The 24,751-nt window shown below is 70.9% G+C and carries 24 protein-coding genes; 16 read left to right on the forward strand and 8 right to left on the reverse strand.

Features of this window, described 5'->3' with window-relative positions:
• Window positions 1-28: 28 nt before the first annotated feature.
• Window positions 29-2,587, reverse strand: a complete 2,559-nt coding sequence (gene otsB / locus AC6JBM_RS50540) for a trehalose-phosphatase (RefSeq protein ID WP_497980655.1) — start codon at window positions 2,585-2,587, stop codon at window positions 29-31.
• A 162-nt stretch (window positions 2,588-2,749) separates the two neighbouring features.
• Window positions 2,750-4,150 (reverse strand): alpha,alpha-trehalose-phosphate synthase (UDP-forming), encoded by a 1,401-nt coding sequence (locus AC6JBM_RS50545; protein WP_497980656.1) that lies wholly within the window; start codon window positions 4,148-4,150, stop codon window positions 2,750-2,752.
• A gap of 110 nt (window positions 4,151-4,260) precedes the next feature.
• Here AC6JBM_RS50545 and AC6JBM_RS50550 point away from each other — a divergent pair, with 110 nt between their 5' ends.
• The 8 genes from AC6JBM_RS50550 (at window position 4,261) to AC6JBM_RS50585 (ending at window position 11,460) form a co-directional block, all read left to right on the forward strand.
• On the forward strand, window positions 4,261-4,833 hold the full coding sequence (locus AC6JBM_RS50550; RefSeq protein WP_497980657.1) for a hypothetical protein: 573 nt from the start codon (window positions 4,261-4,263) through the stop codon (window positions 4,831-4,833).
• 83 nt (window positions 4,834-4,916) lie between these two features.
• Window positions 4,917-6,596 carry an energy-dependent translational throttle protein EttA gene (gene ettA, locus AC6JBM_RS50555; protein ID WP_497980658.1) on the forward strand — a complete coding sequence of 560 codons (1,680 nt, stop codon included), beginning with the start codon at window positions 4,917-4,919 and terminating at the stop codon, window positions 6,594-6,596.
• 15 nt (window positions 6,597-6,611) lie between these two features.
• On the forward strand, window positions 6,612-7,013 hold the full coding sequence (locus tag AC6JBM_RS50560) for an acyl-CoA thioesterase (RefSeq protein WP_350620849.1): 402 nt from the start codon (window positions 6,612-6,614) through the stop codon (window positions 7,011-7,013).
• Window positions 7,013-7,633: a DUF8185 domain-containing protein gene (locus tag AC6JBM_RS50565; RefSeq protein ID WP_497980659.1), complete on the forward strand. Its 621-nt coding sequence runs from the start codon at window positions 7,013-7,015 to the stop codon at window positions 7,631-7,633. The genes AC6JBM_RS50560 and AC6JBM_RS50565 overlap by 1 nt, the downstream gene beginning before the upstream one ends.
• Window positions 7,634-7,802: 169 nt before the next feature.
• Window positions 7,803-8,357 carry a type III secretion system chaperone family protein gene (locus AC6JBM_RS50570; RefSeq protein ID WP_497980660.1) on the forward strand — a complete coding sequence of 185 codons (555 nt, stop codon included), beginning with the start codon at window positions 7,803-7,805 and terminating at the stop codon, window positions 8,355-8,357.
• 375 nt (window positions 8,358-8,732) lie between these two features.
• The gene (gene lepA, locus AC6JBM_RS50575; protein ID WP_497980661.1) at window positions 8,733-10,610 is read left to right on the forward strand and encodes a translation elongation factor 4; all 1,878 of its coding nucleotides are present in this window, start codon (window positions 8,733-8,735) and stop codon (window positions 10,608-10,610) included.
• A complete protein-coding gene (locus AC6JBM_RS50580) occupies window positions 10,610-11,110 on the forward strand; it encodes an NUDIX domain-containing protein (RefSeq protein WP_497980662.1) in 501 nt (166 codons plus the stop codon). The genes lepA and AC6JBM_RS50580 overlap by 1 nt, the downstream gene beginning before the upstream one ends.
• Window positions 11,111-11,181: 71 nt before the next feature.
• Window positions 11,182-11,460: a GlsB/YeaQ/YmgE family stress response membrane protein gene (locus AC6JBM_RS50585; protein ID WP_497980663.1), complete on the forward strand. Its 279-nt coding sequence runs from the start codon at window positions 11,182-11,184 to the stop codon at window positions 11,458-11,460.
• A gap of 75 nt (window positions 11,461-11,535) precedes the next feature.
• Here the strand turns inward: AC6JBM_RS50585 and AC6JBM_RS50590 are convergent, their stop codons facing one another.
• The 3 genes from AC6JBM_RS50590 to AC6JBM_RS50600 all read right to left on the reverse strand — a co-directional run bounded on the left by AC6JBM_RS50590 (window position 11,536) and on the right by AC6JBM_RS50600 (window position 14,331).
• Window positions 11,536-12,456, reverse strand: coding sequence for a phytanoyl-CoA dioxygenase family protein (locus AC6JBM_RS50590; RefSeq protein ID WP_350620837.1), 921 nt, complete (start codon window positions 12,454-12,456; stop codon window positions 11,536-11,538).
• A gap of 147 nt (window positions 12,457-12,603) precedes the next feature.
• A complete protein-coding gene (locus AC6JBM_RS50595; protein ID WP_497980664.1) occupies window positions 12,604-13,503 on the reverse strand; it encodes a VldE C-terminal domain-containing protein in 900 nt (299 codons plus the stop codon).
• A 51-nt stretch (window positions 13,504-13,554) separates the two neighbouring features.
• The gene (locus tag AC6JBM_RS50600) at window positions 13,555-14,331 is read right to left on the reverse strand and encodes an enoyl-CoA hydratase-related protein (RefSeq protein WP_497980665.1); all 777 of its coding nucleotides are present in this window, start codon (window positions 14,329-14,331) and stop codon (window positions 13,555-13,557) included.
• 17 nt (window positions 14,332-14,348) lie between these two features.
• Between AC6JBM_RS50600 and hemW the strand changes: the two genes are divergently transcribed.
• Window positions 14,349-15,545 carry a radical SAM family heme chaperone HemW gene (gene hemW, locus AC6JBM_RS50605; RefSeq protein WP_497980666.1) on the forward strand — a complete coding sequence of 399 codons (1,197 nt, stop codon included), beginning with the start codon at window positions 14,349-14,351 and terminating at the stop codon, window positions 15,543-15,545.
• A gap of 42 nt (window positions 15,546-15,587) precedes the next feature.
• Here the strand turns inward: hemW and AC6JBM_RS50610 are convergent, their stop codons facing one another.
• Window positions 15,588-16,214: a DUF4870 domain-containing protein gene (locus AC6JBM_RS50610; protein WP_497980667.1), complete on the reverse strand. Its 627-nt coding sequence runs from the start codon at window positions 16,212-16,214 to the stop codon at window positions 15,588-15,590.
• Window positions 16,215-16,398: 184 nt separating this feature from the next.
• Between AC6JBM_RS50610 and hrcA the strand changes: the two genes are divergently transcribed.
• The 3 genes from hrcA (at window position 16,399) to AC6JBM_RS50625 (ending at window position 19,487) form a co-directional block, all read left to right on the forward strand.
• Window positions 16,399-17,421, forward strand: coding sequence for a heat-inducible transcriptional repressor HrcA (hrcA, locus tag AC6JBM_RS50615; RefSeq protein WP_433079812.1), 1,023 nt, complete (start codon window positions 16,399-16,401; stop codon window positions 17,419-17,421).
• Window positions 17,422-17,447: 26 nt separating this feature from the next.
• The gene (gene dnaJ / locus AC6JBM_RS50620) at window positions 17,448-18,572 is read left to right on the forward strand and encodes a molecular chaperone DnaJ (protein WP_350620825.1); all 1,125 of its coding nucleotides are present in this window, start codon (window positions 17,448-17,450) and stop codon (window positions 18,570-18,572) included.
• Between the two features lie 216 nt (window positions 18,573-18,788).
• On the forward strand, window positions 18,789-19,487 hold the full coding sequence (locus tag AC6JBM_RS50625; RefSeq protein WP_497980668.1) for a 16S rRNA (uracil(1498)-N(3))-methyltransferase: 699 nt from the start codon (window positions 18,789-18,791) through the stop codon (window positions 19,485-19,487).
• A gap of 37 nt (window positions 19,488-19,524) precedes the next feature.
• Here the strand turns inward: AC6JBM_RS50625 and AC6JBM_RS50630 are convergent, their stop codons facing one another.
• The gene (locus AC6JBM_RS50630; protein WP_497980669.1) at window positions 19,525-20,250 is read right to left on the reverse strand and encodes an SDR family NAD(P)-dependent oxidoreductase; all 726 of its coding nucleotides are present in this window, start codon (window positions 20,248-20,250) and stop codon (window positions 19,525-19,527) included.
• Window positions 20,251-20,466: 216 nt separating this feature from the next.
• Between AC6JBM_RS50630 and AC6JBM_RS50635 the strand changes: the two genes are divergently transcribed.
• A complete protein-coding gene (locus tag AC6JBM_RS50635) occupies window positions 20,467-20,820 on the forward strand; it encodes an HIT domain-containing protein (protein ID WP_497986718.1) in 354 nt (117 codons plus the stop codon).
• Window positions 20,817-22,166 carry a serine hydrolase domain-containing protein gene (locus AC6JBM_RS50640; RefSeq protein ID WP_497980670.1) on the forward strand — a complete coding sequence of 450 codons (1,350 nt, stop codon included), beginning with the start codon at window positions 20,817-20,819 and terminating at the stop codon, window positions 22,164-22,166. The genes AC6JBM_RS50635 and AC6JBM_RS50640 overlap by 4 nt, the downstream gene beginning before the upstream one ends.
• Window position 22,167: 1 nt before the next feature.
• Here the strand turns inward: AC6JBM_RS50640 and AC6JBM_RS50645 are convergent, their stop codons facing one another.
• On the reverse strand, window positions 22,168-22,953 hold the full coding sequence (locus AC6JBM_RS50645; RefSeq protein ID WP_497980671.1) for a VOC family protein: 786 nt from the start codon (window positions 22,951-22,953) through the stop codon (window positions 22,168-22,170).
• Window positions 22,954-23,204: 251 nt separating this feature from the next.
• Between AC6JBM_RS50645 and AC6JBM_RS50650 the strand changes: the two genes are divergently transcribed.
• Both AC6JBM_RS50650 and ybeY read left to right on the forward strand, forming a co-directional pair.
• Window positions 23,205-24,278 (forward strand): PhoH family protein, encoded by a 1,074-nt coding sequence (locus AC6JBM_RS50650; protein ID WP_497980672.1) that lies wholly within the window; start codon window positions 23,205-23,207, stop codon window positions 24,276-24,278.
• Window positions 24,279-24,292: 14 nt separating this feature from the next.
• Window positions 24,293-24,748: an rRNA maturation RNase YbeY gene (gene ybeY / locus AC6JBM_RS50655; protein ID WP_433079801.1), complete on the forward strand. Its 456-nt coding sequence runs from the start codon at window positions 24,293-24,295 to the stop codon at window positions 24,746-24,748.
• The last annotated feature ends 3 nt before the right edge of the window (window positions 24,749-24,751 follow it).

Raw genomic sequence — 24,751 nt, forward strand, 5'->3', positions numbered from 1 at the left:
CGAAGGGGCGCCCCGGTTCGTTCGCGTCCTACGCGCGGTCGAGCTCGAGGGCGCAGCGGATCAGGCCCAGGTGCGAGTACGCCTGCGGGTGGTTGCCCAGGGCGCGCTCGGTCATCGGGTCGTACTCCTCCGGGATGAGCCCCGTCGGGCCGGCGCACTCGATGAACTGGGCGAAGAGCTCCTCGGCGTCGGCGCGGCGGCCGGTGCGCAGGTAGGCCTCGATCATCCACGTCGTGCACAGGTGGAAGCCGCCCTCGACGCCCGGCAGGCCGTCGTCCCAGCGGTAGCGGTACACGGTCGGGCCCTCGCGCAGGTCGGCCTCGACGGCCAGGACCGTGGCCAGGAACCGCGGGTCGTCGTCGGTGAGCAGGCCGGACAGGCCGATCCACAGCACCGAGGCGTCCATCTCCTCGTAGCCGTAGGCGACCGTGTACGCGCCGACCTTCTCGTTCCAGCCCTTGTCGAGCACGTTGCCGGCGATGGTCTCGCGCAGGGCGTGCCAGCCCTCCGGGACCGGGCGGCCCTGGCGCTCGAAGAGCTGGATGCCGCGGTCGACGGTCATCCAGCACATGACCTTCGAGTAGACGTAGTGCCGCGGGCGTCGGCGGGCCTCCCAGATGCCGTGGTCCGGCTCGTGCCAGCGGCGCTCGACGGCCTCGACCATCGCGTTCATGAGCGCGAAGTCGCCCTCCTCGGGCGGGCGCACGTCGGCGAGGGCGCAGATGAGGTCGGCGACGGGGCCGAACACGTCGAGCTGCACCTGGCCGTTGGCCGCATTGCCGATGCGCACGGGACGGGAGCCCGCGTAGCCGGGCAGCGCCTCGATCACGGCCTCGGGGCCGAGCTCGGTGCCGTCGAGGGTGTAGAGCGGGTGGAGCCGCTCCGGGTGCCCGTCGGTGTTGTCGGACACCCGCAGCGTCCAGCGCACCAGGGACTCGGCCTCCTCGGTGGAGCCGAGGTCGACGAGTGCCTTGGCGGTCAGGGAGGCGTCGCGGAGCCAGCAGTACCGGTAGTCCCAGTTGCGGGAGCCGCCGATCTCCTCCGGCAGCGAGGAGGTCGCGGCGGCCAGGATCGCGCCGCTGGGCTTGTGCCACAGGCCGCGCAGGGTGAGCGCGCTGCGCCGGACCAGGTCCTTGGCGACCGAGGGCAGCTTGAGCGACTCCGACCAGTCGCGCCAGGCGGCCTCGGCCGCGATCTGCCGCTCGGTCAGCGCCACCCGCGGCGCCTCGATCGAGTCGGTGCCGAGCCGCAGCTCCAGCATGGCCGTGCCGCCGACCGCGCTGAGGTCGACCGTCGCGCGGGCCATGTCGCTGTGGCCGTCGGAGCTGATCTCCCATTCGATGCCGGGGGAGTACAGCGCGATCGGCTCGTTGGAGCCCAGCACCAGCAGCCCGTCGCCGCCGAGCGGCTGGAGGCGGATGTGCACCTGGCCGAAGTCCGGGCGCGGGACGAAGTCGATGCGGGCCCGGGAGCTGCCCGACAGCACACGGATCAGCGAGTTGCCGGTGCGGTGGTGGTCCAGCCAGTCGGTGACGGTGAGGCCCGACCAGCGGGTCTCCACGGTCATGGTGCCCGGCCGGTAGCGCTGCCCGAGCGGGGTGCCGCCCTTCTCCGGCTGCACCGTGAAGTGCCCGGCCGCCGTGTCGCCGAGCAGGTCGGCGAAGACCGCGCCCGAGTCCGGCTTCGGGTGGCACAGCCAGGTGACCCGGGCGGCCGGCGTGAGCAGGGCGACGGTGTGGGTGTTGGAGAGCATCGAGTGCCGCTCGATCGGCACCGCCTGCTCGCCGAAGAGCCAGCGCCGCCGGGTGAACAGCAGCAGCTCGAGCACGGCCACCGCCGCCTCCGCGCCGTCGATGCGGAAGCGGGCCTGCGTCTCCTCGTCGGCCGTCCCGACCTTGATGCCGAGGTCAGGGCCGTGCAGGTGGGCGAAGGCCTTCTCGTCGGTGGCGTCGTCGCCGAGGTAGACCACCGCGCTCGCCGACACCTGCATGCGCAGCGCGTCGACGGCCAGGCCTTTGTCGGTCGGCACCACCGAGAGCTCGATGACCTCCTTGCCGGTGGTCACCTCGATGTCGGGCCACAGCGCCGCCCCGCTGCGCACGGCGTCGAAGACCCGCTGGGCCACGTCCCGCGGCGCGGCCCGGGTGTGCACCGCGATGCTCGCGGGCTTGCTCTCCAGCCGGACGCCCGGCTGGTCCCGGCAGATCGCGTTGAGCGCGGCCTGCAGCTCGCCGCGCCGCTGCTGGCGCTCGGGCGGCAGCTCGTCGACGAAGCCGACGTCGAACTCGGAGCCGTGGCTGCCGACGAGGCGCACCTCGGCGGGGAGGCGGGACAGGGCGGCAAGGTCACGCAGGGCCCGGCCGCTGATCACGCCCACCGTCGTCTGCGGCAGCGACGAGAGGGCGCGCACGGCGGCTACGGACTCGGCGGTCGGAGTCGCCTTGGTGGGGTCCGCGACGATCGGCGCGAGGGTGCCGTCGTAGTCACATGCCACCAAGAGGTTGGGCACGCGGGCGACACGTAGCACCGCCGCGCGGAGGTCCGGGTCGAGCGAGAGGCCGTTGCCTGTCGCCGAGGTCTGGTTCATGTCCGGCCTGTTCGTGGAAGTCAGTTGTGCATTCAGGGTGTTCGACAGGGTGTTCGACAGGGTGTTCGACGAGGTGTTCGACTGTTTGCTCGACGAAGTCTTCGTCAGGGTGCCGAGCGGTTGGAGCTGTGCGGTCGAGCAGGCGCCGTGCCGACGGGCGGGTCATGATGCGGCGCCGAGCGCGTCCAGGAACGAGTCCGCCCAGGTTCGGACATCGTGGGCGCGCAGGTGGGAATGCATAGCATGCATTCGCTTGCGGCCCTCGACCGGGTCGACATGGATCGCACGCATGAGTGCGTCTTTCACCCCGTCGAGGTCGTGCGGATTGCACAGGTACGCCTGGCGCAGCTCGGCGGCCGCGCCCGCGAACTCCGAAAGCACGATGGCGCCCCGGCCGTCGGCGTGGGCACCGACATACTCCTTGGCCACCAGGTTCATGCCATCCCTCAGCGGAGTCACCATCATCACGTCGGCCGCAACATACAACGCCGCCAACTCAGCCCGACTGTACGACTGATGGAGATAGTGCACGGCCGGTTGGCCAACTCGTCCGTACTCCCCATTGATCCGCCCGACCTCACGCTCGACGTTCACCCGGAGCGTCTGGTAGTGCTCCACCCGCTCCCGGCTCGGCGTAGCCACTTGTACCATCACCGTCTCGGGCGCCGTGAGTCGTCCATCCGACAGCAGTTCCCTGAATGCCTTGAGGCGCCTTTCGATGCCCTTGGTGTAGTCGAGCCGGTCCACGCCCAGGATGATCGTGCGGGGCTCGCCCAGCTCGGTGCGGATCGCGGCCGCCCTGGCCTGCACTTCCGGCGAGGCGGCGAGACGCCGCATCTCCTCGACGTCGATCGAGATCGGGAACGCCTCGGCGCGCACGGTGCGGCCCTCCCACTCCACGATTCCGCGGCGCACGCGAGTGCCGAGCAGATGTCGGGCCAGTTGGACGAAGTTCTGCGCGCCGAGTGGCCGCTGGAAACCAACCAGATCGGCACCGAGCAGACCCTTGAGAATGTCCGCGCGGCGCGGTAGTTGCATGAACAGTTCGACGGGCGGGAATGGGATGTGCAGAAAAAATCCGATCTTGAGATCGGGCCGGGACTCGCGCAACAGGGCCGGCACGAGTTGCAACTGGTAATCCTGCACCCACACCGTGGCGCCCGGCGCGGCATCGTCGGCGACCGCCTTCGCGAATCGCTCGTTGACCAGACGGTACGACTCCCACCATCGTCGTTTGAAGATCGGCGTCTCCACGGCGTCGTGATAGAGCGGCCAGAGGCTGGAATTGGAGAAGCCCTCGTAGTAGCGCTCGATCTCGCCCGCGCTGAGCGGCACGGTGTGCAGATGAATCCCGCCGGCCTCGAACGTCTCCTCCTGGGCGTCGGTGTCCCCGCTCCCGCCGGGCCAGCCGACCCAGGTCCCGTTGCGCTGTTCGAGCACGGGCTCGAGCGCCGTCACCAGCCCGCCCGGGCTCCTGCGGTAGCTGACCTCACCGTCCGGGCCCACCACCTTGTCGACGGGCAACCGGTTGGCGACCACTACGAATGCACTGTCTCCAGCCACGTGTCGAGTCCTCCCCCTGGGTGATCCACCCTCGTACTTTCAGCCTACTGATCCCGAGTGCGACCTGGCAGCATGCGGAGTGCTGGCTCACAGGTGCGATCCTGCTGTGCATGTCGCGCATCGATGTCGAACCCGTACGGGAGTCGAGCCGGACCGTCACCGTCGTCGGTCTCTCGTTGCTCATCCTCACCGTCATCGGCGCCCTCTTCGGGTACGTCCTCGGCTTACGTGACATTGATGAGAATAAGTCAACCGCCGGTGACGGTCCGTTGGCGGTGCCCTCCGGAGCCGCGACCAGCGCCGCCAACCCGGCGCGGCCGCGCGCCTGCCCGCAGTTCGTCAGCGCGGGCGCCCTCAAGCAGGACCCGGGCGCGGCGGTGCCGATGCAGCTGGTGCAGTACGTGCGGACCGGCAACAACAAGGAGGCCTGGATCTGCCGCGAGAAGGACGGCTCCGGGCTGTGGTACCAGGGCCACGACCGCCTCGAGAACTGGGCCGACGAGGACGGCGGCGAGATCCCTGAGGAGGGCAAGAACGGGCTGCTGCGCCCGGGCGCCACCGAGGACGCCAAGAACCGGTCGTACTCCGTCACCAATGACGGGACCACCTACACCGTCACGCCCCGGAGCCTGGCGATCGGCTCGAAGACCTACGGAGTGATCCAAGCCTACCCGCCCGCCTGAGGGGTGGGTTGGGCACTCGGCGCCGGGCCTGGAAAGATTGGGGCGATTCCCGTACGCAAGCTGACCGGAGGTAGGGGCGCACCGTGGCGCAGTACATCTACGTGCTCGAGAAGGCGCGCAAGGCGCACGGCGACAAGGTCGTGCTCGACAACGTCACGCTGTCGTTCCTGCCCGGCGCGAAGATCGGTGTCGTCGGCCCGAACGGCGCCGGCAAGTCGAGCCTGCTCAAGATCATGGCCGGGCTGGACAAGCCGAGCAACGGCGAGGCCCGGCTCATGCCCGGCTACACCGTCGGCATGCTGCTGCAGGAGCCGCCGCTCAACGAGAGCAAGACGGTCCTGGGCAACATCGAGGAGGCCGTCGCCGACACCAAGGCCAAGCTCGCGCGGTTCAACGAGGTCGCCGAGCTCATGGCGACCGACTACACCGACGAGCTGATGGAGGAGATGGGCCGCCTCCAGGAGGAGCTCGACCACGCCGACGCGTGGGACATCGACTCCAAGCTGCAGCTGGCCATGGACGCCCTGCGCTGCCCGGCCCCCGACGCCGACGTCACCCAGCTCTCCGGGGGTGAGCGCCGGCGGGTCGCGCTGTGCAAGCTGCTGCTCGAGGCGCCCGACCTGCTGCTGCTGGACGAGCCCACCAACCACCTCGACGCCGAGAGTGTGAACTGGCTGGAGCAGCACCTGCAGAAGTACGCGGGCGCCGTGCTGGCCGTCACCCACGACCGGTACTTCCTCGACCACGTGGCCGAGTGGATCGCCGAGGTCGACCGCGGCCAGGTGCACGGCTACCAGGGCAACTACTCGACCTACCTGGAGAAGAAGGCCCAGCGGCTGGCGGTTGCCGGACGCAAGGACCAGAAGCTGCAGAAGCGCCTCTCCGAGGAGCTCGAGTGGGTCCGCTCCAACGCCAAGGCCCGCCAGACCAAGTCCAAGGCCCGCCTCGAGCGCTACGAGGAGATGGCCAACGAGGCGGAGAAGACCCGCAAGCTGGACTTCGAGGAGATCCAGATCCCGCCGGGCCCGCGCCTGGGCAACATGGTCATCGAGGCCAAGGACCTGGTCAAGGGCTTCCACGAGCGCGGCGTGCTGATCGACGGGCTGTCGTTCTCGCTGCCGCGCAACGGCATCGTCGGCATCATCGGCCCGAACGGCGTCGGCAAGACCACGCTGTTCAAGACCATCGTCGGGCTGGAGACGGCGGACGAGGGCGTGGTGCGGGTCGGCGAGACGGTCAAGCTGTCCTACGTCGACCAGAACCGGACCGGCCTCGACGGCGACAAGACCGTCTGGGAGGTCGTCTCCGACGGCCTGGACCACCTCATGGTCGGCAAGGTCGAGATGCCCTCGCGGGCCTACGTGGCCGCGTTCGGCTTCAAGGGCCCCGACCAGCAGAAGCCGACCAAGGTGCTCTCCGGCGGCGAGCGCAACCGGCTCAACCTGGCGCTGACGCTCAAGATCGGCGGCAACGTGCTGCTGCTGGACGAGCCGACCAACGACCTCGACGTCGAGACGCTGTCCTCGCTGGAGAACGCGCTGCTGGAGTTCCCTGGCTGCGCCGTGGTCATCTCCCACGACCGGATGTTCCTGGACCGGGTGGCCACGCACATCCTGGCCTGGGAGGGCGACGACGAGAACGCGGCCAAGTGGTTCTGGTTCGAGGGCAACTTCGAGTCCTACGAGAAGAACAAGGTCGACCGGCTCGGCCCCGAGGCGGCCCGGCCACACAGCGTGACCTACCGCAAGCTCACCCGCGACTGACAGCAGCCGACAGTAGTGGCCCGCTTCATTTACCACTGCGCCCTGCGCTGGTCCGATCTGGACGCGTACGGGCACGTCAACAACGCGCGCTTCCTCACGCTCTACGAGGAGGCGCGCGTTGCGCTGATGTTCACCGCCGCCCGCGCGGCCGGCCTGGAGTCGTTCGAGAACGGCATCGTCATCTCACGTCATGAGATCGACTATCTCCGGCCGATCGACTACGGCGACCCGGTGCGCATCGAGCTGTGGATCGAGGAGATCAAGGCGTCGCGGCTGATCGTGGCGTACGAGCTCTTCGACGGCGACGAGCTGGCGTCCCGGGCGCGGACCGTCTGCGTGCCCTACGACCTCGAGGCCGGGCGCCCCCGCCGGGTCCGCGACATCGAGCGCGAGTTCCTCTCGCCCTGGCTCGGATAGTGGCCTGGCTGGCCGAATCCGGCCGCTCCGACGTCTGCGCGTTCGCCGCGCGGGTGGCCCGGCTCGACCCGGCCGCCGTCGTGCGGCTGCGGCCCGCGGGGGAGCGGGTGGCGCTGTGGTCGCGGCTGCCGTGGGGGGTGCTCGTGACCCGCGGCATCGCCGCCGCGGTGTCCCGGGACCGGACCGTCTCGGCCCGCGATCTGCTCACGTCGGTCGATGGCGAGCTTCCCGCATCGCGGGACACGGATTGGCGCTGGTCGCTGCCGCCGATCCCCGGGACGGTGGTCGAGCGCATCCCGGCGGCCGATGTCCTGCGGGTCGGCGCGGCGGCCGCGGAGACTCTGCGCACCGCCGCCGCCGAGGGGGTCGGCGGCCGCCCGGTCGGCTCCCGGGTCCTGCGCGACGCGCTGCTCGATCATGAGCCCATCGTGGTCACCACGGAGGCGGGCCGGCGTATACCCGTCACGCAGCGTCTCGTCCAGGCGGTCATCCGCATGGGGTTCGTCGGCGGCGGCCCGCCAGACTTGGTCGATGTCCGGATTTCGGGCCCGTGGACGGCCCTGGCCTGCGCATATGGCTCTGCCTGGCATCGGGCGGGCGGATCACTGCTCATCGGATAGACGGCTGTAAGACCCTCACCCGAACGGGTGGTGCGAGGGTGAAATTGGGGGCTGCTGAAACTCGACCGAACGGGTACCGTCCTCTTTCGGGTCCACCGCCGAGCGAATTCGGTTGGCGACGGACCGCACATGCGGGTGGAGGCGCACGGGGGAGCAGGGAGCCGGGACGATGCCAAGGTGGCCATGGCGGGCCGAGCAGGCGAGTGGGTCGAAGACCGACTCGATCGTGGCTCAGCTGCCGCGGGAAGACGCAACCCCGACGATCGACGGAGCGTGCGAGAAGCCGCAGGAGGACGGCGCCGGCGGGATCGCGCCGGTGACACTGCCACGGGTCGCGGAGGCCCTCGAGAAGCTCGACATCCGCTACCTGACGGACGGCGACGGCAGCCTGCTCGCGCTCTGGGAGCGCCACGCGGTGCTGTTCGCGCTGGAGGGGCCGGCGGACGAGATCCTGGTCATCCGGGCGCGGCCGCACGCGACGGTTCCGCCGGACTGGGCCGACCGGGCCTACCGGGTGATCAACGAGTGGAACCACACCCGGCGCTTCTACAAGGCCTACGTCGGCGACGCGACCGACCGTGGCCAGCTGCCCATCTATGCCGAGATGCAGGTGCCGCTGCTGTCGGGCGCGCACGAGGCACTCGTTGCCGAGCTCGTCGACTGCGCGGCCGTGGTGGCCCTCGGCTTCGTGGACTGGCTCCACGACGAGGGCGCGCTGCTCTGACGCTGCGGCTGGTCTCACTGCCTATGGAGTTGGACCCGCTCCGGAGCGTGCCTGTTCCGGTCCCCAAGTGACGCCCGCTCGGCGAGGTCGGTTGCGCAGCCGGTCTCGCCGACCCCCGTTCCGGACGTGATCGGGGGACCGCGATCCAGTATTCGATGCAGGCCTCTCGATGTCCTCTCGGTCGGCTCTCACGGGTCTCTCGGGTGGGCGTGGCTCCGGGTTCGTACCCTATGGTGCCCGGTTCATGCGCCGAACGTCCGGTTTTCTCCGAAAGTGCCGGCCGGGGAGATTGCCGCAGGGTACGGCCGTGAGCCAGTTTCGCGGCGGGCGTGGGACGATATATGCGATCCCCAGCCCGATGGAGAACGGACGCCTGTGCCACCGACGATCGACCCCGGCGCGAACCGCCCCGGCGCCACCGTGCCGGACCGGATCCGCAACTTCTGCATCATCGCCCACATCGACCACGGGAAGTCGACGCTGGCCGACCGGATGCTGCAGCTGACCGAGGTGGTCGAGGCGCGGCAGATGCGGGCCCAGTATCTCGACCGCATGGACATCGAGCGCGAGCGCGGCATCACGATCAAGAGCCAGGCCGTGCGTATGCCGTGGAAGGTTCGCGAGGGCGGCCTGGCCGGCGACGAGTTCGTGCTGAACATGATCGACACGCCGGGCCACGTGGACTTCACCTATGAGGTCTCGCGCAGCCTGGCCGCGTGCGAGGGGGCCGTCCTGCTCGTCGACGCCGCCCAGGGCATCGAGGCGCAGACGCTGGCCAACCTGTATCTCGCGCTCGAGAACGACATGCAGATCATCCCCGTGCTCAACAAGATCGACCTGCCGGCCGCGCAGCCGGAGAAGTACGCGGAGGAGCTGGCCCACCTCATCGGCTGCGAGCCGGACGACTGCCTGCGCGTCTCGGGCAAGACGGGTGTGGGCGTCGCGCACCTGCTGGACGAGATCGTGCGGCAGCTGCCGGCCCCGACCGGCGACTCCGCCGGCGCGGCCCGGGCGATGATCTTCGACTCCGTCTACGACGTGTACCGGGGCGTGGTCACCTACGTCCGGGTGGTCGACGGGCGGATCGAGGCCCGCGACCGCATCCGCATGATGTCCACCGGCGCGGTGCACGAGCTGCTGGAGATCGGCGTCATCTCGCCCGAGCCGATCAAGAGCACCGGGCTCGGGGCGGGCGAGGTGGGCTACCTCATCACCGGCGTGAAGGACGTGCGCCAGTCGCGGGTGGGTGACACGGTCACCATCAACGCGAAGCCGGCGACCGAGCCGCTGGGGGGCTACAAGGACCCCAAGCCGATGGTGTACTCGGGCCTGTACCCGATCGACGGCTCGGACTACCCGCTGCTGCGCGACGCCCTCGACAAGCTCAAGCTCAACGACGCGGCCCTGGTCTACGAGCCCGAGACCAGCCTCGCGCTCGGCTTCGGCTTCCGCTGCGGCTTCCTCGGCCTGCTGCACCTGGAGATCATCCAGGAGCGGCTGGAGCGCGAGTTCAACCTCGACCTGATCTCCACGGCGCCCAACGTGGTGTACCGCGTGATCACCACCGACGGCACCGAGGTCGCGGTCACCAACCCCAGCGAGTTCCCTGACGGCAAGACCGGCGAGATCTTCGAGCCGACCGTCCGGGCCACCGTGCTGACCCCCAACGACTTCGTCGGCGCGGTCATGGAGCTCTGCCAGGGCCGCCGCGGCTCGCTGCTGGGCATGGACTACCTGTCCGCCGATCGGGTCGAACTGCGCTACACGCTGCCGCTCGGCGAGATCATCTACGACTTCTTCGACCAGCTCAAGAGCCGGACCAAGGGCTATGCCAGCCTCGACTACGAGCCCAGCGGCGAGCAGGCCTCCGACCTGGTGAAGGTCGACATCCTGCTGCACGGCGAGGCGGTCGACGCGTTCAGCTCGATCGTGCACAAGGACAAGGCGTACAACTACGGCGTCACCATCGCCGGCAAGCTGCAGAAGCTCATCCCGCGCCAGCAGTTCGAGGTGCCGATCCAGGCCGCCATCGGCAGCCGGATCATCGCCCGCGAGACGATCCGCGCCATCCGCAAGGACGTGCTCGCCAAGTGCTACGGCGGTGACATCAGCCGCAAGCGCAAGCTGCTGGAGAAGCAGAAGGAAGGCAAGAAGCGGATGAAGATGGTGGGCCGGGTCGAGGTGCCGCAGGAGGCGTTCATCGCCGCCCTGTCAACCTCCGACACCTCCGGCGCCGACAAGCCGAAGAAGTAATGCGGCACTGCCCCCGCTGCGGCGCGCCCACGGGTGACCCGCCCGCCAGGTGCGCCGCGTGCGGCTACGAGACCTACCTCAACCCGCGCCCCACCGGCACCGTCGTCATCCTGCGCGACGAGACGTTCCTGGCCATCCGGCGGGCCCGCGAGCCCCGCAAGGGCTACTGGGACCTCCCTGGCGGCTTCTGCGACGGCTTCGAGCACCCCGCCGAGGCGGCCGTGCGCGAGGCCCGCGAGGAGCTGGGCGTGACCGTCGAGCTCGGCGAGTTCGCCGGGATGTTCATCGGGTCGTACGACTTCCAGGGCGAGCGGCTGCCGGTGCTGGACTGCTTCTGGCTCGCCACCATCACCGCGGGCGAGATCGTGCTCGACCCGGGGGAGGGCAGCGAGTACACCTGGCTGTCCCTGGACGATCCGCCCGAGATGGCTTTTCCGTCAATGGACTCGGTATTGCGCAATCCCGTCGTTCGTCGATCTTCCGTACGTTTGGCTCCCTGAGACCGGGGGCAATACAAGTTCAACCGCAAAGCAACGCCCCCTGGTTGAGCTTGGTACAAGGAGGAAGACCAGTGACTGTCACCGGAATCATTACCGCGCTGATCGTCGGTCTCATCATCGGCGCCCTCGGCCGGCTGGTCGTCCCCGGCCGTCAGAACTTGCCGATCTGGCTGACCATCGTCGTCGGCATCATCGCCGCGTTCCTCGGCACCCTGATCGCGAACGCGATCGGCATCGCCACCGACACCCCGGGTGTCGACTGGGGCGAGCTGCTGGTCCAGGTCGTCGTGGCCGCCATCGGCGTGGCCCTGGTGGCCGGTTTCGCGGGCCGCGGTCGCCGCGCCCTGTAAGTTTCACCACCAGCTGAACGCGAATGGCCCCCGGATCCGAATCCGGGGGCCATTCGCGTGTGTGCCGAGATTTGATTATCGCAGCCAGGGAATAGAACGGTCGAGCAGGCCGCGGGTCTTCAGCTCCTTGCGGAGCGGAATCTCCTCGTCGATGTAACCGTTCCAGTTGATGCCCCAGTAGTTCGCGGTGTGACTCGCCTCACCGAGCAGCTGACGCTGCACGGGGGTGCGGTTGTTCCACCACTCGCCCTGGAAGTCGATCGGCATGTCGTCGAGGATGCGGATCCACCGGTAGGTGTAGCCCACGAACAGCATCTTGCGGGTGATGTCCGAGTAGTTGGGCGACCGCGAGTGCCAGAGGCGCCGATCGAAGATGAAGCAGTCACCGGGGTTCGCCGTGATCTCGACGGTGCCCTCGGGGTCGGGGTTGTGCACCGTGGTGTCGGCCGGGCGGGGCAGGGAGTTCCACAGGTGGCTGCCCGGGATGACCTTCGTGGCGCCGCGGCCGGTCTCCGAGAGGTCGGAGATCACGTAGGCGACCTTCAGCGAGAACATGGGCCGCGGCAGGTTCGGGTCCATGGTCTCCGGGTCGGAGTTCTGGCGATACCCGTCCTGGTGCCAGCCCCACGAGGGCGGCTCCTCCTCGGAGGTGGGCGGCGTGACGTCCAGGTGGTTGTGGTGCGTGTAGATGTTCCACCCGGCCAGGCCCCACATGTAGGGGAAGATGGTCGGCTGGGTCAGCAGGTGCCCGAAGAGCTCGTCGCGGTTGAGGAAGCCCAGCAGGTGCAGCGTGCCGTCCTTCTTCATGCTCTTGGAGCCGGCCGCCTTCTCCTCCTCGTAGACCCGGTCCATCGCGGCCTCGAGCGCGGCCCGGTGGTCCTCCGTGAGGACGTTGCGGACCAGCAGGAAGCCGTTGTCCAGGAACTCCTTGCGGTCGGTCTCGCTGATCGGCTCGTAGCCGGTGAGATCGCCGTAGTCGGGTGCAGCGGACGTCATGTCCTCCCCTTACTTTGGTCTTTCGCTCGCGTGGTCTCGAACGACCCGATGGTAACGCGAGGTGCATATGGGGCCGACTTGGGAGTTGGCCACCTGACAATGTCCGAAAGGGCGACAACCCGCTGCTCGCGAGCAACGTCAAGGTCTTCAGTAGACCTCGGCGACGACCCGCTCCCCACCGGGACCGGCGTCGATGCCGCCACGCTCCGTTACGTGCGCCCACGCTCCGCTCGTGGCCGTCCACTGCATGTCGCCGTAGACGACGCGCTTCACCCCGCGCTCCTGGGCGTGGGCGACCAGCCAGTGCGCGTACTGCCAGCCGGTCTTCTTCTCGCCGACCTTCAGGGCCACCCCGACGAGGTTGTTCACGTCCGCGGTCTTGACGCTGCCCCAGTCCAGCTTCAGGTCGGCGCTCAGGGAGCGGGCCGCCTCGGGGCCGCGGCTGGACTCCTCGGTGACCGTGCACGCGACAGCGCCCGCCACCTCGCCGCTGAGGGCGTTGACCATCGTCTCGGACTCGTCGGCCCACTTCTCGTAGGCCTCGGGGTGCGCGCTGCGCTGCACCTGCTGGGCCGCGTCCGTGACCCGCATCTGCTCCCAGCCCTTGACCTTGAGCAGCGCGGTGAAGAACTGCCCGGCCGCGTAGCGCGGGTCGGCGATCTGCTCGGGCTTGCCCCAGCCCTGGCTCGGCCGCTGCTGGAACAGCCCGATCGAGTCCCGGTCGCCGCCGGTCAGGTTCTCCAGCTTCGACTCCTGCCAGGCGGTGGCCAGCGCGACGACCAGGCCGCGGTGCGGGATCTTGCGGGTCAGCCCGACCGCGGTGATGGTGGCCGCGTTGGCCAGTTGCTCGGCGTCGAGCTCGACCTCGGAGGCGTCCCCGGTCGCCCCGACGGCCGCGTTGCCGGCGCTCACCACGCAGGCGCGGCCGGTGGCGACGGTCAGCGGGATGTTCTCGCTGATGCGGTTGATCACGACGTACGCGCACAGCGCCACGGCCACGGCCGCCAGGGCCGCGATCGTCACCAGTCGTCGCGCACGCACGTCCACCTCCCAGTCGTCAGGTCGAACAGCGTACGTGGCAGATACCAGCCGACCCGGTCAGGCGGCGCCGTCGGGTACCCAGTTCGGGTCCCTTTTCTCGCGGAATGCGGCGATTCCTTCGACGCCCTCGGGCGAGCCGAAGTAGGCGACGGACAGCTCGGTCATCGCCCGGATCTCGTCGCGGAAGCTGTCGGATTTCGGCGTCCGCAGCAGCTCCTTGGTGCCGGCGAGGGCCCCGGGGGCGCCCCGGACGAGGTCGCGCACGTAGGCGTCCACCGCGGCGTCGAGCCCGTCGGGGTCCACCGCCGCGGTCACCAGCCCGATGCGCTCGGCCCGGGCCCCGTCGAACGTGGCGCCGGTGAGGAACAGCTCGGCCGCGGCCCGCCGGTCCAGCCGCGGGAGCACTGTGGCCGAGATCACCGCGGGGACCACCCCGATGCGCACCTCGGAGAACGCGAACGTGGCGGTGCTCGCGCACACCGCGATGTCGGCGGCGGCGATCAGCCCCAGGCCGCCGGCCCGGGCCGGCCCCGCGACCCGCGCCACGACCGGCTTGCGGCCCTCCCAGATCGCGGCGAGCACGTCGCCGAGCCGGCTCACCGGCGGTCTGCCCGAGCCGAACGCGGCCGCCGTCTCCTTCAGGTCCGCGCCGGAGCAGAAGACCGGGCCGGTGTGGGTCAGCACGATCGCGCGGACCGACGGGTCGGCGTCGGCCGCGGCCAGCGCCGCGAGCAGTTCCTCGATCAGGGCCGTGGACAGCGCGTTGCGGTTGGCCGGGCTGTCCAGGGTGAGCGTCGCCACGCCCCGTGCGGTTTCCGAGAGCACCAGAGACATGCGGGCACACTAGTGGGATGCCCGGATCACTGCCAGAAGGCGAGCCGATTCCCCGCGACGGTTCGCTGCCCGACGGGGTCGCGGACGGCGCCGGTCGCGAGGGTTTCGGGGTGTACGTCCACGTGCCCTTCTGCGCCACGCGGTGCGGGTACTGCGACTTCAACACCTACACCGCGAGCGAGGGCGTGCTCAGCGCCGGCTACGCCGAGCAGGTGCTCGACGAGCTGGCCCTCGCCGCCAAGGTCGTGCGCCCGCCCCGGGTCGACACCGTCTTCTTCGGCGGCGGCACCCCGACGCTGCTGCCCCCGTCCGAGCTCGGCCGCATCCTGGAGGGCATCGACCGCGCCTGGGGCCTGGCCGCCGGCGCCGAGGTGACCACCGAGGCCAACCCCGAGTCCGTCGACCTCGCCGGGCTGCGGCAGCTGCGCGCGGCCGGCTTCAACCGCATCTCCCTCGGCATGCAGTCGGCCGCGCCGCACGTGCTGGCCGTCCTGGACCGCCGGCACACGCCCGGCCGGCCCGCCGCGGCCGCCGCCGAGGCCCGGGCGGCCGGATTCGAGCGGGTCAACCTGGACCTGATCTACGGCACGCCGGGGGAGCGGCCCGAGGACTTCGCGGGGTCCCTCGCGACCGTGGTCGACGCCGGGGTCGACCACGTCAGCGCGTACGCGCTCATCGTCGAGGACGGCACGCGCATGGCCGCCCGGATGCGCCGCGGCGAGCTGCCGTACCCCGACGACGACGTGGCCGCCGACCGCTACCTCGCCGCCGACGAGGCCCTGCACGCCGCGGGCTTCACGTGGTACGAGGTCTCGAACTGGTCGAGGGACTCGCCGTGCCGGCACAACGAGCTGTACTGGCGCGGCGGGGACTGGTGGGGGCTCGGGCCGGGCGCGCACAGCCACGTCGGCGGGGTGCGCTGGTGGAACGTGAAGCACCCGCACACCTATGCCGCGCGGCTCGCGGACTCCGCGTCGCCGGGGCAGGCCCGGGAGGTACTGACGCCGGACGAGCGGCACCTGGAGGACGTGCTGCTGCGCATCCGGCTCGCGGACGGCCTGCCGCTGGAGGTGCTCGACGCCGCCGGGCTCGCGGGCGCGCGCGACTGCCTCGCCGACGGGCAGCTGGACCCGGACGCGTTCGCGGCGGGCCGCGCGGTGCTCACGCTGCGTGGCCGTCTGCTGGCCGATGGCGTGGCCCGGGCGCTGACGTAAGCAGGGGCGGCCCGATGGGCCGCCCCTCCTGGAAGCTGGGTCCTACTTGATGAAGCGGAACGTCATCGGGTAGCGGTACAGCTCCCCGTTGTTCGCCTTCATGCCGCCGAGGATGGCGAAGACGATGATGACGATCCACACCAGGAACGGCAGGAAGAACAGGATCCCGAACGAGCAGATCGAGACGATGACCGCCACGATCATGGCGATGCCCCACGTGATCTGGAAGTTCAGGGCCTCGTTCGCGTGGGCCTTGACGGTCGGCGACTCGTTGCCCTTCGCCAGGAGCGCGACGAGCGGGGCGATGAAGCCGACGACGATTCCGCCGAAGTGGGCGATGAGCGCCCACGTCTTCTCGTCGCTGTTGGCGTAGCCGGCCGGCGCGCCGGGCTGCCCGTAGGCGCCGGGCTGCTGGTAACCGGGCTGCTGGTACCCACCCGGCTGCTGGTAGCCGCCGGGCTGCTGCTGATAGCCGGGCTGCTGGTAACCCGGCTGCTGGTAGCCGGACTGGTCGTACCCGGCGCCCGACGTGGGCGGGGTGCCATAGGCCCCGCCGCCGCTCGACGGCGGCGGAGCGTACCCACCACCCGACACGGGCGGCTGGGGCGGGTACCCGGAGTTGGGGTCCGACGGCATGCCGTATTCCCCGGGGCGAGGTGGTTCACTCATGGGGGCCACGGTAGGTGCATCGATCAAGTGGCGCCAGCGACACGACATGACTTCTTTTGGACAAGTTTTACCCAGTACAGCGGCCGTGGCGTCTATCGTGCGCCAAACGATCATCGCGTGCCCCCGCGCGACTGACGTAGACTGGCACTCACGAGTTGGGAGTGCCAGTCCTCGAGGAGGTGCCATGGGCCTTGACGAGCGGAAGCTCGAAGTGCTTCGCGCCATCGTCGAGGACTACGTCGCCACCCAGGAACCGGTCGGGAGCAAGTCGCTCGTCGAACGGCACAACCTGCGGGTCTCCCCGGCGACCGTCCGCAACGACATGGCGGTGCTGGAGGAGGAGGGATATATCCGACAGCCGCACACCAGTGCGGGCCGGGTGCCCACCGACGCCGGCTACCGGCTCTTCGTCGACAAGCTCTCCCGGGTCAAGCCGCTGAGCCAGGCCGAGCGCCGGGCCATCGAGCGGTTCCTGATCGGGGCGGTCGACCTCGACGACGTGGTCCACCGCACCGTGCGGCTGCTCGCGCAGCTCACCCGGCAGGTGGCCGTGGTGCAGTATCCCAGCCTGTCGCGGGCGAGCGTGCGGCACTTCGAGCTGGTGCCGATCTCCACGACGCGGCTCATGGTGGTGATGATCGCCGAGACCGGCCGCGTCGAGCAGCGCCTGGTCGACCTCCCGGGGCCGATCCTGGCCGACGACGTCACCGAGCTGCGCCGCATGATCAACGAGAAGCTGGTCGGCAAGCGGCTGGCGGACACGCCTCCGCTCGTGGTGGCCCTCGTCGAGGAGACCGCGCCGAGCCTGCGGCCGCCGATGACGGCGCTGTCGACCGTCCTGCTGGAGACGCTGGTCGAGCGGTCCGAGGAGCGCATCGCGCTCGCCGGCACCGCCAACCTGGCCCGCGGCGGCCTGCTGGACTTCCAGGGCTCGCTGCGCCCGATCCTCGAGGCGCTCGAGGAGGAGGTCATCCTGCTCAAGCTCTTCGGCGAGGTCGAGCCCAGCATGACCCGGGTGCGCATCGGCGACGAGAACGAGATCGAGGACCTGCGGACCGCGTCGATCGTGGCCACCGGCTACGGACCGGGCACCATGGTGGTCGGGGGGATGGGCGTGCTCGGGCCGACCCGCATGGACTACCCCGCGAACATCGCGACCGTGCGGGCCGTGGCACGCTACGTCGGCGACCTGCTGGCACAGAGTTGACATCTATCTCAGGGGCATAGGACTCAGTGGCGAAGGACTATTACGGGATTCTCGGCGTCAAGCGGGACTCCACAGCCGATGAGATCAAGCGGGCCTACCGGCGGTTGGCCCGCGAGTTCCACCCGGACGTCAATCCCGACCCGGCGGCACAGGAGAAGTTCAAGGAGATCAACGCGGCCTACGAGGTCCTGTCCGACCCGCGCAAGCGGGAGATGGTCGATCTCGGCGGCGACCCGCTCGCGCCCAGCGGTGGCGGGGGCGGCCCGGCCGGCGGGGCGTTCGTGGGCTTCCAGGACATCATGGACGCTTTCTTCGGCACCCAGTCCGCCCGCGGGCCCCGCCCGCGCGTGCGTCCGGGCGCCGACGCGATCCTGCGGCTCGACCTCGACCTGCACGAGACCGCGTTCGGCGTCGAGGCCCCGATCCAGGTCGACACCGCGATCGTCTGCGGCACCTGCCAGGGGGCCGGCACCGCGGCGGGCACCCACCCGCAGACCTGCGAGATCTGCCAGGGCCGCGGCGAGGTCCAGTCGGTCCAGCGCACGTTCCTCGGCCAGGTCGTCTCGGCCCGCCCCTGCTCGGCCTGCCAGGGCTTCGGCACCGTGATCCCGCACCCGTGCGCGACCTGCGGCGGCGACGGCCGGGTCCGCACCCGCCGCTCGCTCACCGTCAAGATCCCGTCGGGCGTCGAGGACGGCATGCGCATCCGCCTCGCCCAGCAGGGCGAGGTCGGCCCCGGCGGCGGCCCGCCCGGCGACCTCTACGTCGAGATCCACGAGCGCCCGCACGACGTGTACTCGCGCAAGGACGACGACCTGCACTGCCGCGTCACCGTGCCGATGACCGCGGCGGCGCTCGGCACCCGGCTGACCATCAAGACCCTCGACGGCGAGGAGACGGTCGACGTGAAGGCCGGCACCCAGCCGACCTCCACGCTGCGCATCCGCGGCAAGGGCGTGCCCCACCTGCGCGGCGCCGGTCGCGGCGATCTCTACGTCCACCTGGACGTGCGCACGCCGACACGCCTCGAGCCGGAGCAGGAGCGCCTGCTGCGCGAGTTCGCCCGCAGCCGGGGCGAGGAGGTCGCCGAGCTGTCGAAGCAGGGCGGCTTCTTCTCGCGGATGCGCGACGCGTTCAACGGGCACGCGTGAGCGGTCCGGAGCGGAGCGGAGGGGCCGCTCACCAGGGGCACAGGTTTGGCTCGCGTCGCCGGAGCGGAGCGGAGGCGGCGTGAGCGGTCCGGAGCGGAGCGGAGGGGCCGCTCACCTGGGGTGCAGGGTTTGGCTCGCGTCGCCGGAGCGGAGCGGAGGGGCCGCTCACCAGGGGCACAGGTTTGGCTCGCGTCGCCGGAGCGGAGCGGAGGCGGCGTGAGCCTGCCGCTGTTTCTTGTACCAGCTTTGCCTTCGGGGTCGTCTTTTGTACTCGACGGCCCCGAGGGGCATCACGCTGCCGATGTGCAGCGGATCACGCCGGGCGAGGCGCTGCTGCTCGCCGACGGGCGCGGCGGCGTGGCCCGGGCCGTGGTCACCGCGGCGCGCAAGGGTGCCCTGACGCTGGAGCTGGACGAGCCCACCTTCGAGCCCGCGCCCGACCCGGCCCTCACCGTGGTACAGGGCATCGCGAAGGGGGAGCGGGCCGAGCTCGCCGTACAACTGCTGACCGAGGTCGGCGTCGACCGCATCGTGCCGTGGCAGGCGGCTCGCAGCATCGCGCGCTGGAAGGACGAGCGGCCCCTCGAACGGTGGCGTTCGACCGTGCGCGAGGCGGCCAAGCAGTCCCGCCGCTCGTGGATTCCCGAGGTCGCGCCGGCGTGCACGACGCGGCAGCTGGCGCTGTCCGGCACCGTGCTGGTGCTGCACGAGGAGGCCGCGCTGCCCCTGTCGTCGGTGCCGCTGCCCGCGTCCGGGTCGATCACGCTGGTCGTCGGGCCGGAGGGCGGGGTGGCGCCGGAGGAGCTGGACGCGATCGGCGGGACCGCGGTCCGGCTCGGCCGGGAGGTGCTGCGGACCTCGACCGCCGGGGCGGCCGCGGTGGCCGCGTTGTCGGTGCGGCTCGGGCGCTGGTGAGGTCGGCGGCGACGCACGCCCTCGGCGATCGGGCCGGTCAGCGGAAGTAGCTCGCGCCGTTCAGGTCCAGCACGGCGCCCGAGGACCACTCGGCCTGCGGCGACGCCAGGTACAGCACCGCCGCCGCGACCTCCTCCGGTTTCGCGACGCGTCCGAAGGGGCTCTGGGAGCGGATCGCGTCGCCCTCCGGTGAGGCCAGCAGGTCCGCGACCAGGTCGGTGGCCACGAACCCCGGGGCGACCGCCGACACGGCGATGCCCCGCGGCGCGAGCGCCCTCGCGAGGCTCTGGGTCATCGAGTTGAGGGCGGCCTTCGCGGCGCCGTACGCGGGATGGTCCGGCTCCCCGCGATAGGCGCCCCGCGAGCTGACGTTGACGATCCGCCCGCCCGGGGGCAGGTGCCGGGCCGCGCACCAGCACACGTTCGCGGGGGCCAGGAGGTCGACGGCCAGGGTGTCGCGCCAGGCCGTCTGCCACTGCTCGTACGAGGTCTCGGTGATCTTGTGCTCGAGGTACACGGCGGCGTTGTTGACCACCACGTCCAGGCCGCCGAGGGCTTCGGCGGCGGCGTCGACCATCGCGCGTACGGCATCCGGGTCCGCGAGGTCGCCCGTCACCACGGCGTGGCCGTCGCCGGGGAGGTCGAGCGGGGCGGGGGCGCGCCGGTGCACGGCGACACGCGCGCCGGTGGACGCGAAGGCGTGCGCGATCGCGGCGCCGATGCCGCGCGCCGCGCCGGTGACGAGGACCCGTTGAGCAGCCATGCGCGCAGCCTAGGCCCCGCCGCTGGTGCCGTGCGTCGCGCCGGGTGGCACCAGCGGCACGAGCGGCACGAGCGGCACGAGCGGCACGAGCGGCGCGCCGGGTGGCGCCGGCGCGCGGCACCAGCGGCACCAGCGGCACGAGCGGCGCGTGCGTCGCGCCGGGTGGCGCCGGCGCGCTGAGCGGCCGTGTGCGCGGCCGGCGGCCCCTAGGATGCACTGGTGACGAGTGACTGCCTGTTCTGCCGCATCGTCGCGGGCGAGATTCCGGCGACGGTGGTGCACGAGACCGCCACGACGCTGGCGTTCCGCGACATCGATCCCAAGGCGCCGGTCCACGTGCTGGTGATCCCGAAGGCCCACCACGCCGACGTCTCCGCGCTGGGCGGGGCCGACCCGGGGCTGGCCGGCGAGGTGCTCGCCACGGTCGCGGCCGTGGCCGAGGCCGAGGGGGTCGCCGCGAGCGGGTACCGGCTGATCTTCAACAGCGGCGCCGACGGCGGCCAGGAGGTCTTCCACGCGCACGGGCACATCCTCGGGGGTACGCCGATCGGGCCGATGGTGTCGCGATGAAGGCGACGCAGCGGTACGAACGCATCACCCGGCACGTGCAGGCGGACGCCCGAGTGCCGGCCCTCAGCGTCGCGGTCCACCGCGCCGACCGTCCGCTGTGGACGTTCCAGGTGGGCGAGGGCGTCGACGCCGGCAGTCAGCTGCGGATGGGGTCGGTCACCAAGACCTTCACGGCCGTGCTGGTCATGCAGTGCCGCGACGAGGGGCTGCTCGAGCTCGACGACCAGATCGCCCGCCACCTGCCCGTGAAGGCCCACGGCGAGCTCACCGTCGGCCGGATGCTGTCACACGTGTCGGGCCTGCAGCGCGAGCCGTTCGGCGACGTCTGGGACACCATGCGGGCGCCCGACCTGGAGGAGATGCTGGCCCAGCTGGACCGGGCCGAGCAGGTGCTGCGCCCCGGCCGGCGCTTCCACTACTCCAACCTGGCGATCGCGCTGCTCGGGCACCTGGTCGGGCGGCTGCGCGGCGGGACGTGGGCCGAGGTGCTGCAGGAGCGCATCCTCGACCCGTTCGGGCTGCACGACACCGCGGTCACCCCGCAGCGGCCGGTGACCGGATACCAGGTCGACGCCTGGTCCGACTACGCGCACCCGGAGCCGTCGACCGACTTCGGCGCCGTCGGGCCGGCCGCGCAGCTGTGGACCACCGCGGCCGACCTGGCGCGCTGGGCCGCCTTCCTCGCCGATCCGCGCGAGATGGACCCCAACGGCACCGTGCTGTCCGCGGCGACCGTGGAGGAGATGCGCGCGCCGCAGACGGTCACCGAGGAGGTGCTCTGGGCCCGCGGCTTCGGGCTCGGCCTGATCCTGCACCCGCGGCCGGGCGCCGAGCGGGTCGTGCACGTCGGGCACGACGGGGCCATGCCCGGGTTCCTCGCCGGCGCCTACGGACGGGTCGGCGGGGCCGGCACGCCGCGGGCGCTCGGGGCGGCGGCGCTGGGATCGTCCGGCACGGCCCGGGACATCTGCGAGCTGCCGCACGAGCTGCTCGCGGCCGTGGTCGAGGAGGACCCCGCGGCCATCGCGCCCTGGGTGCCCGGGCCTCCGGCGCCGCCGCAGTACCGCAGCGTGCTCGGACGGTGGTGGAGCGAGGGGTTCGAGTACGGCTTCAGCTGGCGCGACGGCACCCTGCACGCCCGCGCGGTCGACGCGCCCGGCAAGCTGCCGCCGGCGGTGTTCGCGGCCGTCGAGGGCTCGCCGGACCTGTTCCGCACCGTGTCGGGCCGGGAGGCGGGCGAGCTGCTACGGCTCACCCGCGACGCCGACGGGACCGTGGTGCGGATGCACTGGGCGACGTACCGCCTCAGCCGGGGTCAGGAGGCCTTCGACGGGCACCGGTTCTGACTCAGCGGCTGATCATCGTGAACACGGCCCCGTTGGGGTCCTCGATCACGGCCAGGCGGCCGTGCGGGGAGTCGAACGGGCCGTGCTGCACGCGGCCGCCCGCCGCCACGACGCGCTCGGCCGCGGCGTCGGTGTCGTCGGTGGCGAAGTAGACGCTCCAGTGGGCCTGGACCCCGTCCCACTCCGAGTCCATCGTGAGGCGGCCCGCGACCGGGTCGGCGTCACCGAGGCTCCACGACGAGTAGTCGAACGACTCCTCCCCGGCGTCGGTGGTCCCGGCGATCCGGGTCTGGCGGTATCCGAAGAGGCCGTGGTAGAAGAAGTCCGTCACGGTGGGTTCCCGCGTCGTCACCTCGGCCCAGCACAGGGCGCCGGTCTCGTCGAACAGCTGCGAGCCGGTGTGCCGGCCCGGCTCCCAGGCGCCGAACGCGGCGCCGGAGGGGTCCATGGCGAAGAGCATCCGGCCGTTCTCCGGGATGTCCATGGGCGCGACGAGCATCTTGCCGCCGTGCTCCTCGATGCGCCGCGAGGTCTCGGCGAGGTCGTGCGACATGAGGTACAGGCTCCAGGCCGCCGGCAGCTGCTCCGAGCCGGGCATCGGCGGGCTCATCCCGGCCACGATCCGCCCGTCCTTCGTGCACATGACGTAGTTGCCGAACTCGGCGCCGGTGTCGGCGTACTCCCATCCGAACACGGACGAGTAGAAGTGCTGCGCGGCCGGGACGTCCGCCGCCACGACGTCCGCCCAGCAGGGCTCGCCGTCGATGTATCCGGTGCGCTCGACCATGGCTCCGGCCCCCTTTCGTGAATCGGTCAACTGCCTCCCTACCAGCCCAGCCGGGTGGTTCGTGGCCGAATCGGCGCAGACGGCATGTTCGGCCGAACGCGTTCGGGGCAACGCCCGGGACCCCGCAGCGCGCCGTGGAAAAAATGAGGCCGGTCGCTCGCGCCCGCAGCCGATACCATGAAGAGCCTGGACATGAGCCCAGGCTGGAGCGAGCCCGGAAGCAGGTGCTAGAGGCCCAACGCGGCCAAGGTATGACCGAGACCCCAAACCCCGTGCCGGCAGTAACGTCGGAGCAGCCCGTGCGGGCCATCAGCAAGATCACCGTTCCCGACCCGCACGTCATGGTCAGGCTGCTCGGGGCCGGCGACGAGATCCTCAAGCTCGTCGAGCGGTCGGTCAGCAGCGATGTGCACGTGCGGGGCAACGAGATCACCATCACCGGCGCGGCCGCGGACAACGCCATGGCCGAGCGCATCTTCAGCGAGCTCATCGAACTGGTGCGCAAGGGCGAGACCCTTACCCCGGACACCGTCCGGCGCACCGTCGGCATGCTGCAGCAGAACACCACCGAGCGCCCGGCCGAGGTGCTGACCCTCAACATCCTCTCCCGGCGCGGCCGCACCATCCGGCCGAAGACGCTGGGCCAGAAGCGCTACGTCGACTCGATCGACCAGCACACGATCGTGTTCGGCATCGGCCCGGCCGGCACCGGCAAGACCTACCTGGCCATGGCGAAGGCCGTCCAGGCGCTGCAGGCCAAGCAGGTCAACCGGATCATCCTGACCCGGCCCGCGGTCGAGGCCGGCGAGCGGCTGGGCTTCCTGCCCGGCACGCTCTACGACAAGATCGACCCGTATCTGCGCCCGCTCTACGACGCCCTGCACGACATGATCGACCCGGAGTCCATCCCGAAGCTGATGGCCGCCGGGACGATCGAGGTGGCGCCGCTGGCGTACATGCGCGGCCGGACGCTCAACGACGCCTTCATCATCCTGGACGAGGCCCAGAACACCACGCCCGAGCAGATGAAGATGTTCCTGACCCGGCTCGGCTTCGGCTCGCGGATCGTCGTGACCGGTGACGTGACCCAGGTCGATCTACCCGGGGGGACCCGCTCCGGTCTCCGGGTCGTCCGTGAGATCCTCGACGGCGTCGAGGATGTCCACTTCGCCCAGCTCGGCAGCGCCGACGTCGTGCGCCACCGGCTGGTCAGTGACATCGTCGACGCCTACGCCCGCTGGGACGAAGCGCAGGAGGCTCAGCAGCCGGTGCGCGCCGTCCCGGATCGCGCCGCACAGGGCGGCCGGCCCGGGCGACGCAGATAGCCACGGGAGCGCTGTTGTCCATCGAGATCGCCAACGAGTCCGGCGTCGACGTCAACTCCGACACCATTCTCGCGGTGGCGCGGCACGCCCTCGACGAGATGGGGGTCAACCCCCTCGCCGAGCTGTCGATCCTGTGCGTCGACGTGGAGTACATGACGGAGCTCAACCACCGCTGGATGGACGGCGACGGACCCACGGACGTGCTGGCCTTCCCGATGGACGAGGGCAGCGTCGACCACGGGCCCGGGGAGGGCGCCGGCGAGCCGGCGCTGCTCGGCGACATCGTGCTCTGCCCGGAGGTGGCCGCCAAGCAGGCCGCCGCCGCCGGGCACGCGGCGATCGACGAGCTGGCCCTGCTGACCGTGCACGGCATCCTGCACCTGCTCGGCTACGACCACGCCGAGCCCGAGGAGGAGGCCGAGATGTTCGGCCTCCAGGCGAGACTGCTGGAGAGCTGGCGAAAGTCGTGAATC

It is taken from the genome of Dactylosporangium thailandense, from assembly GCF_059739745.1.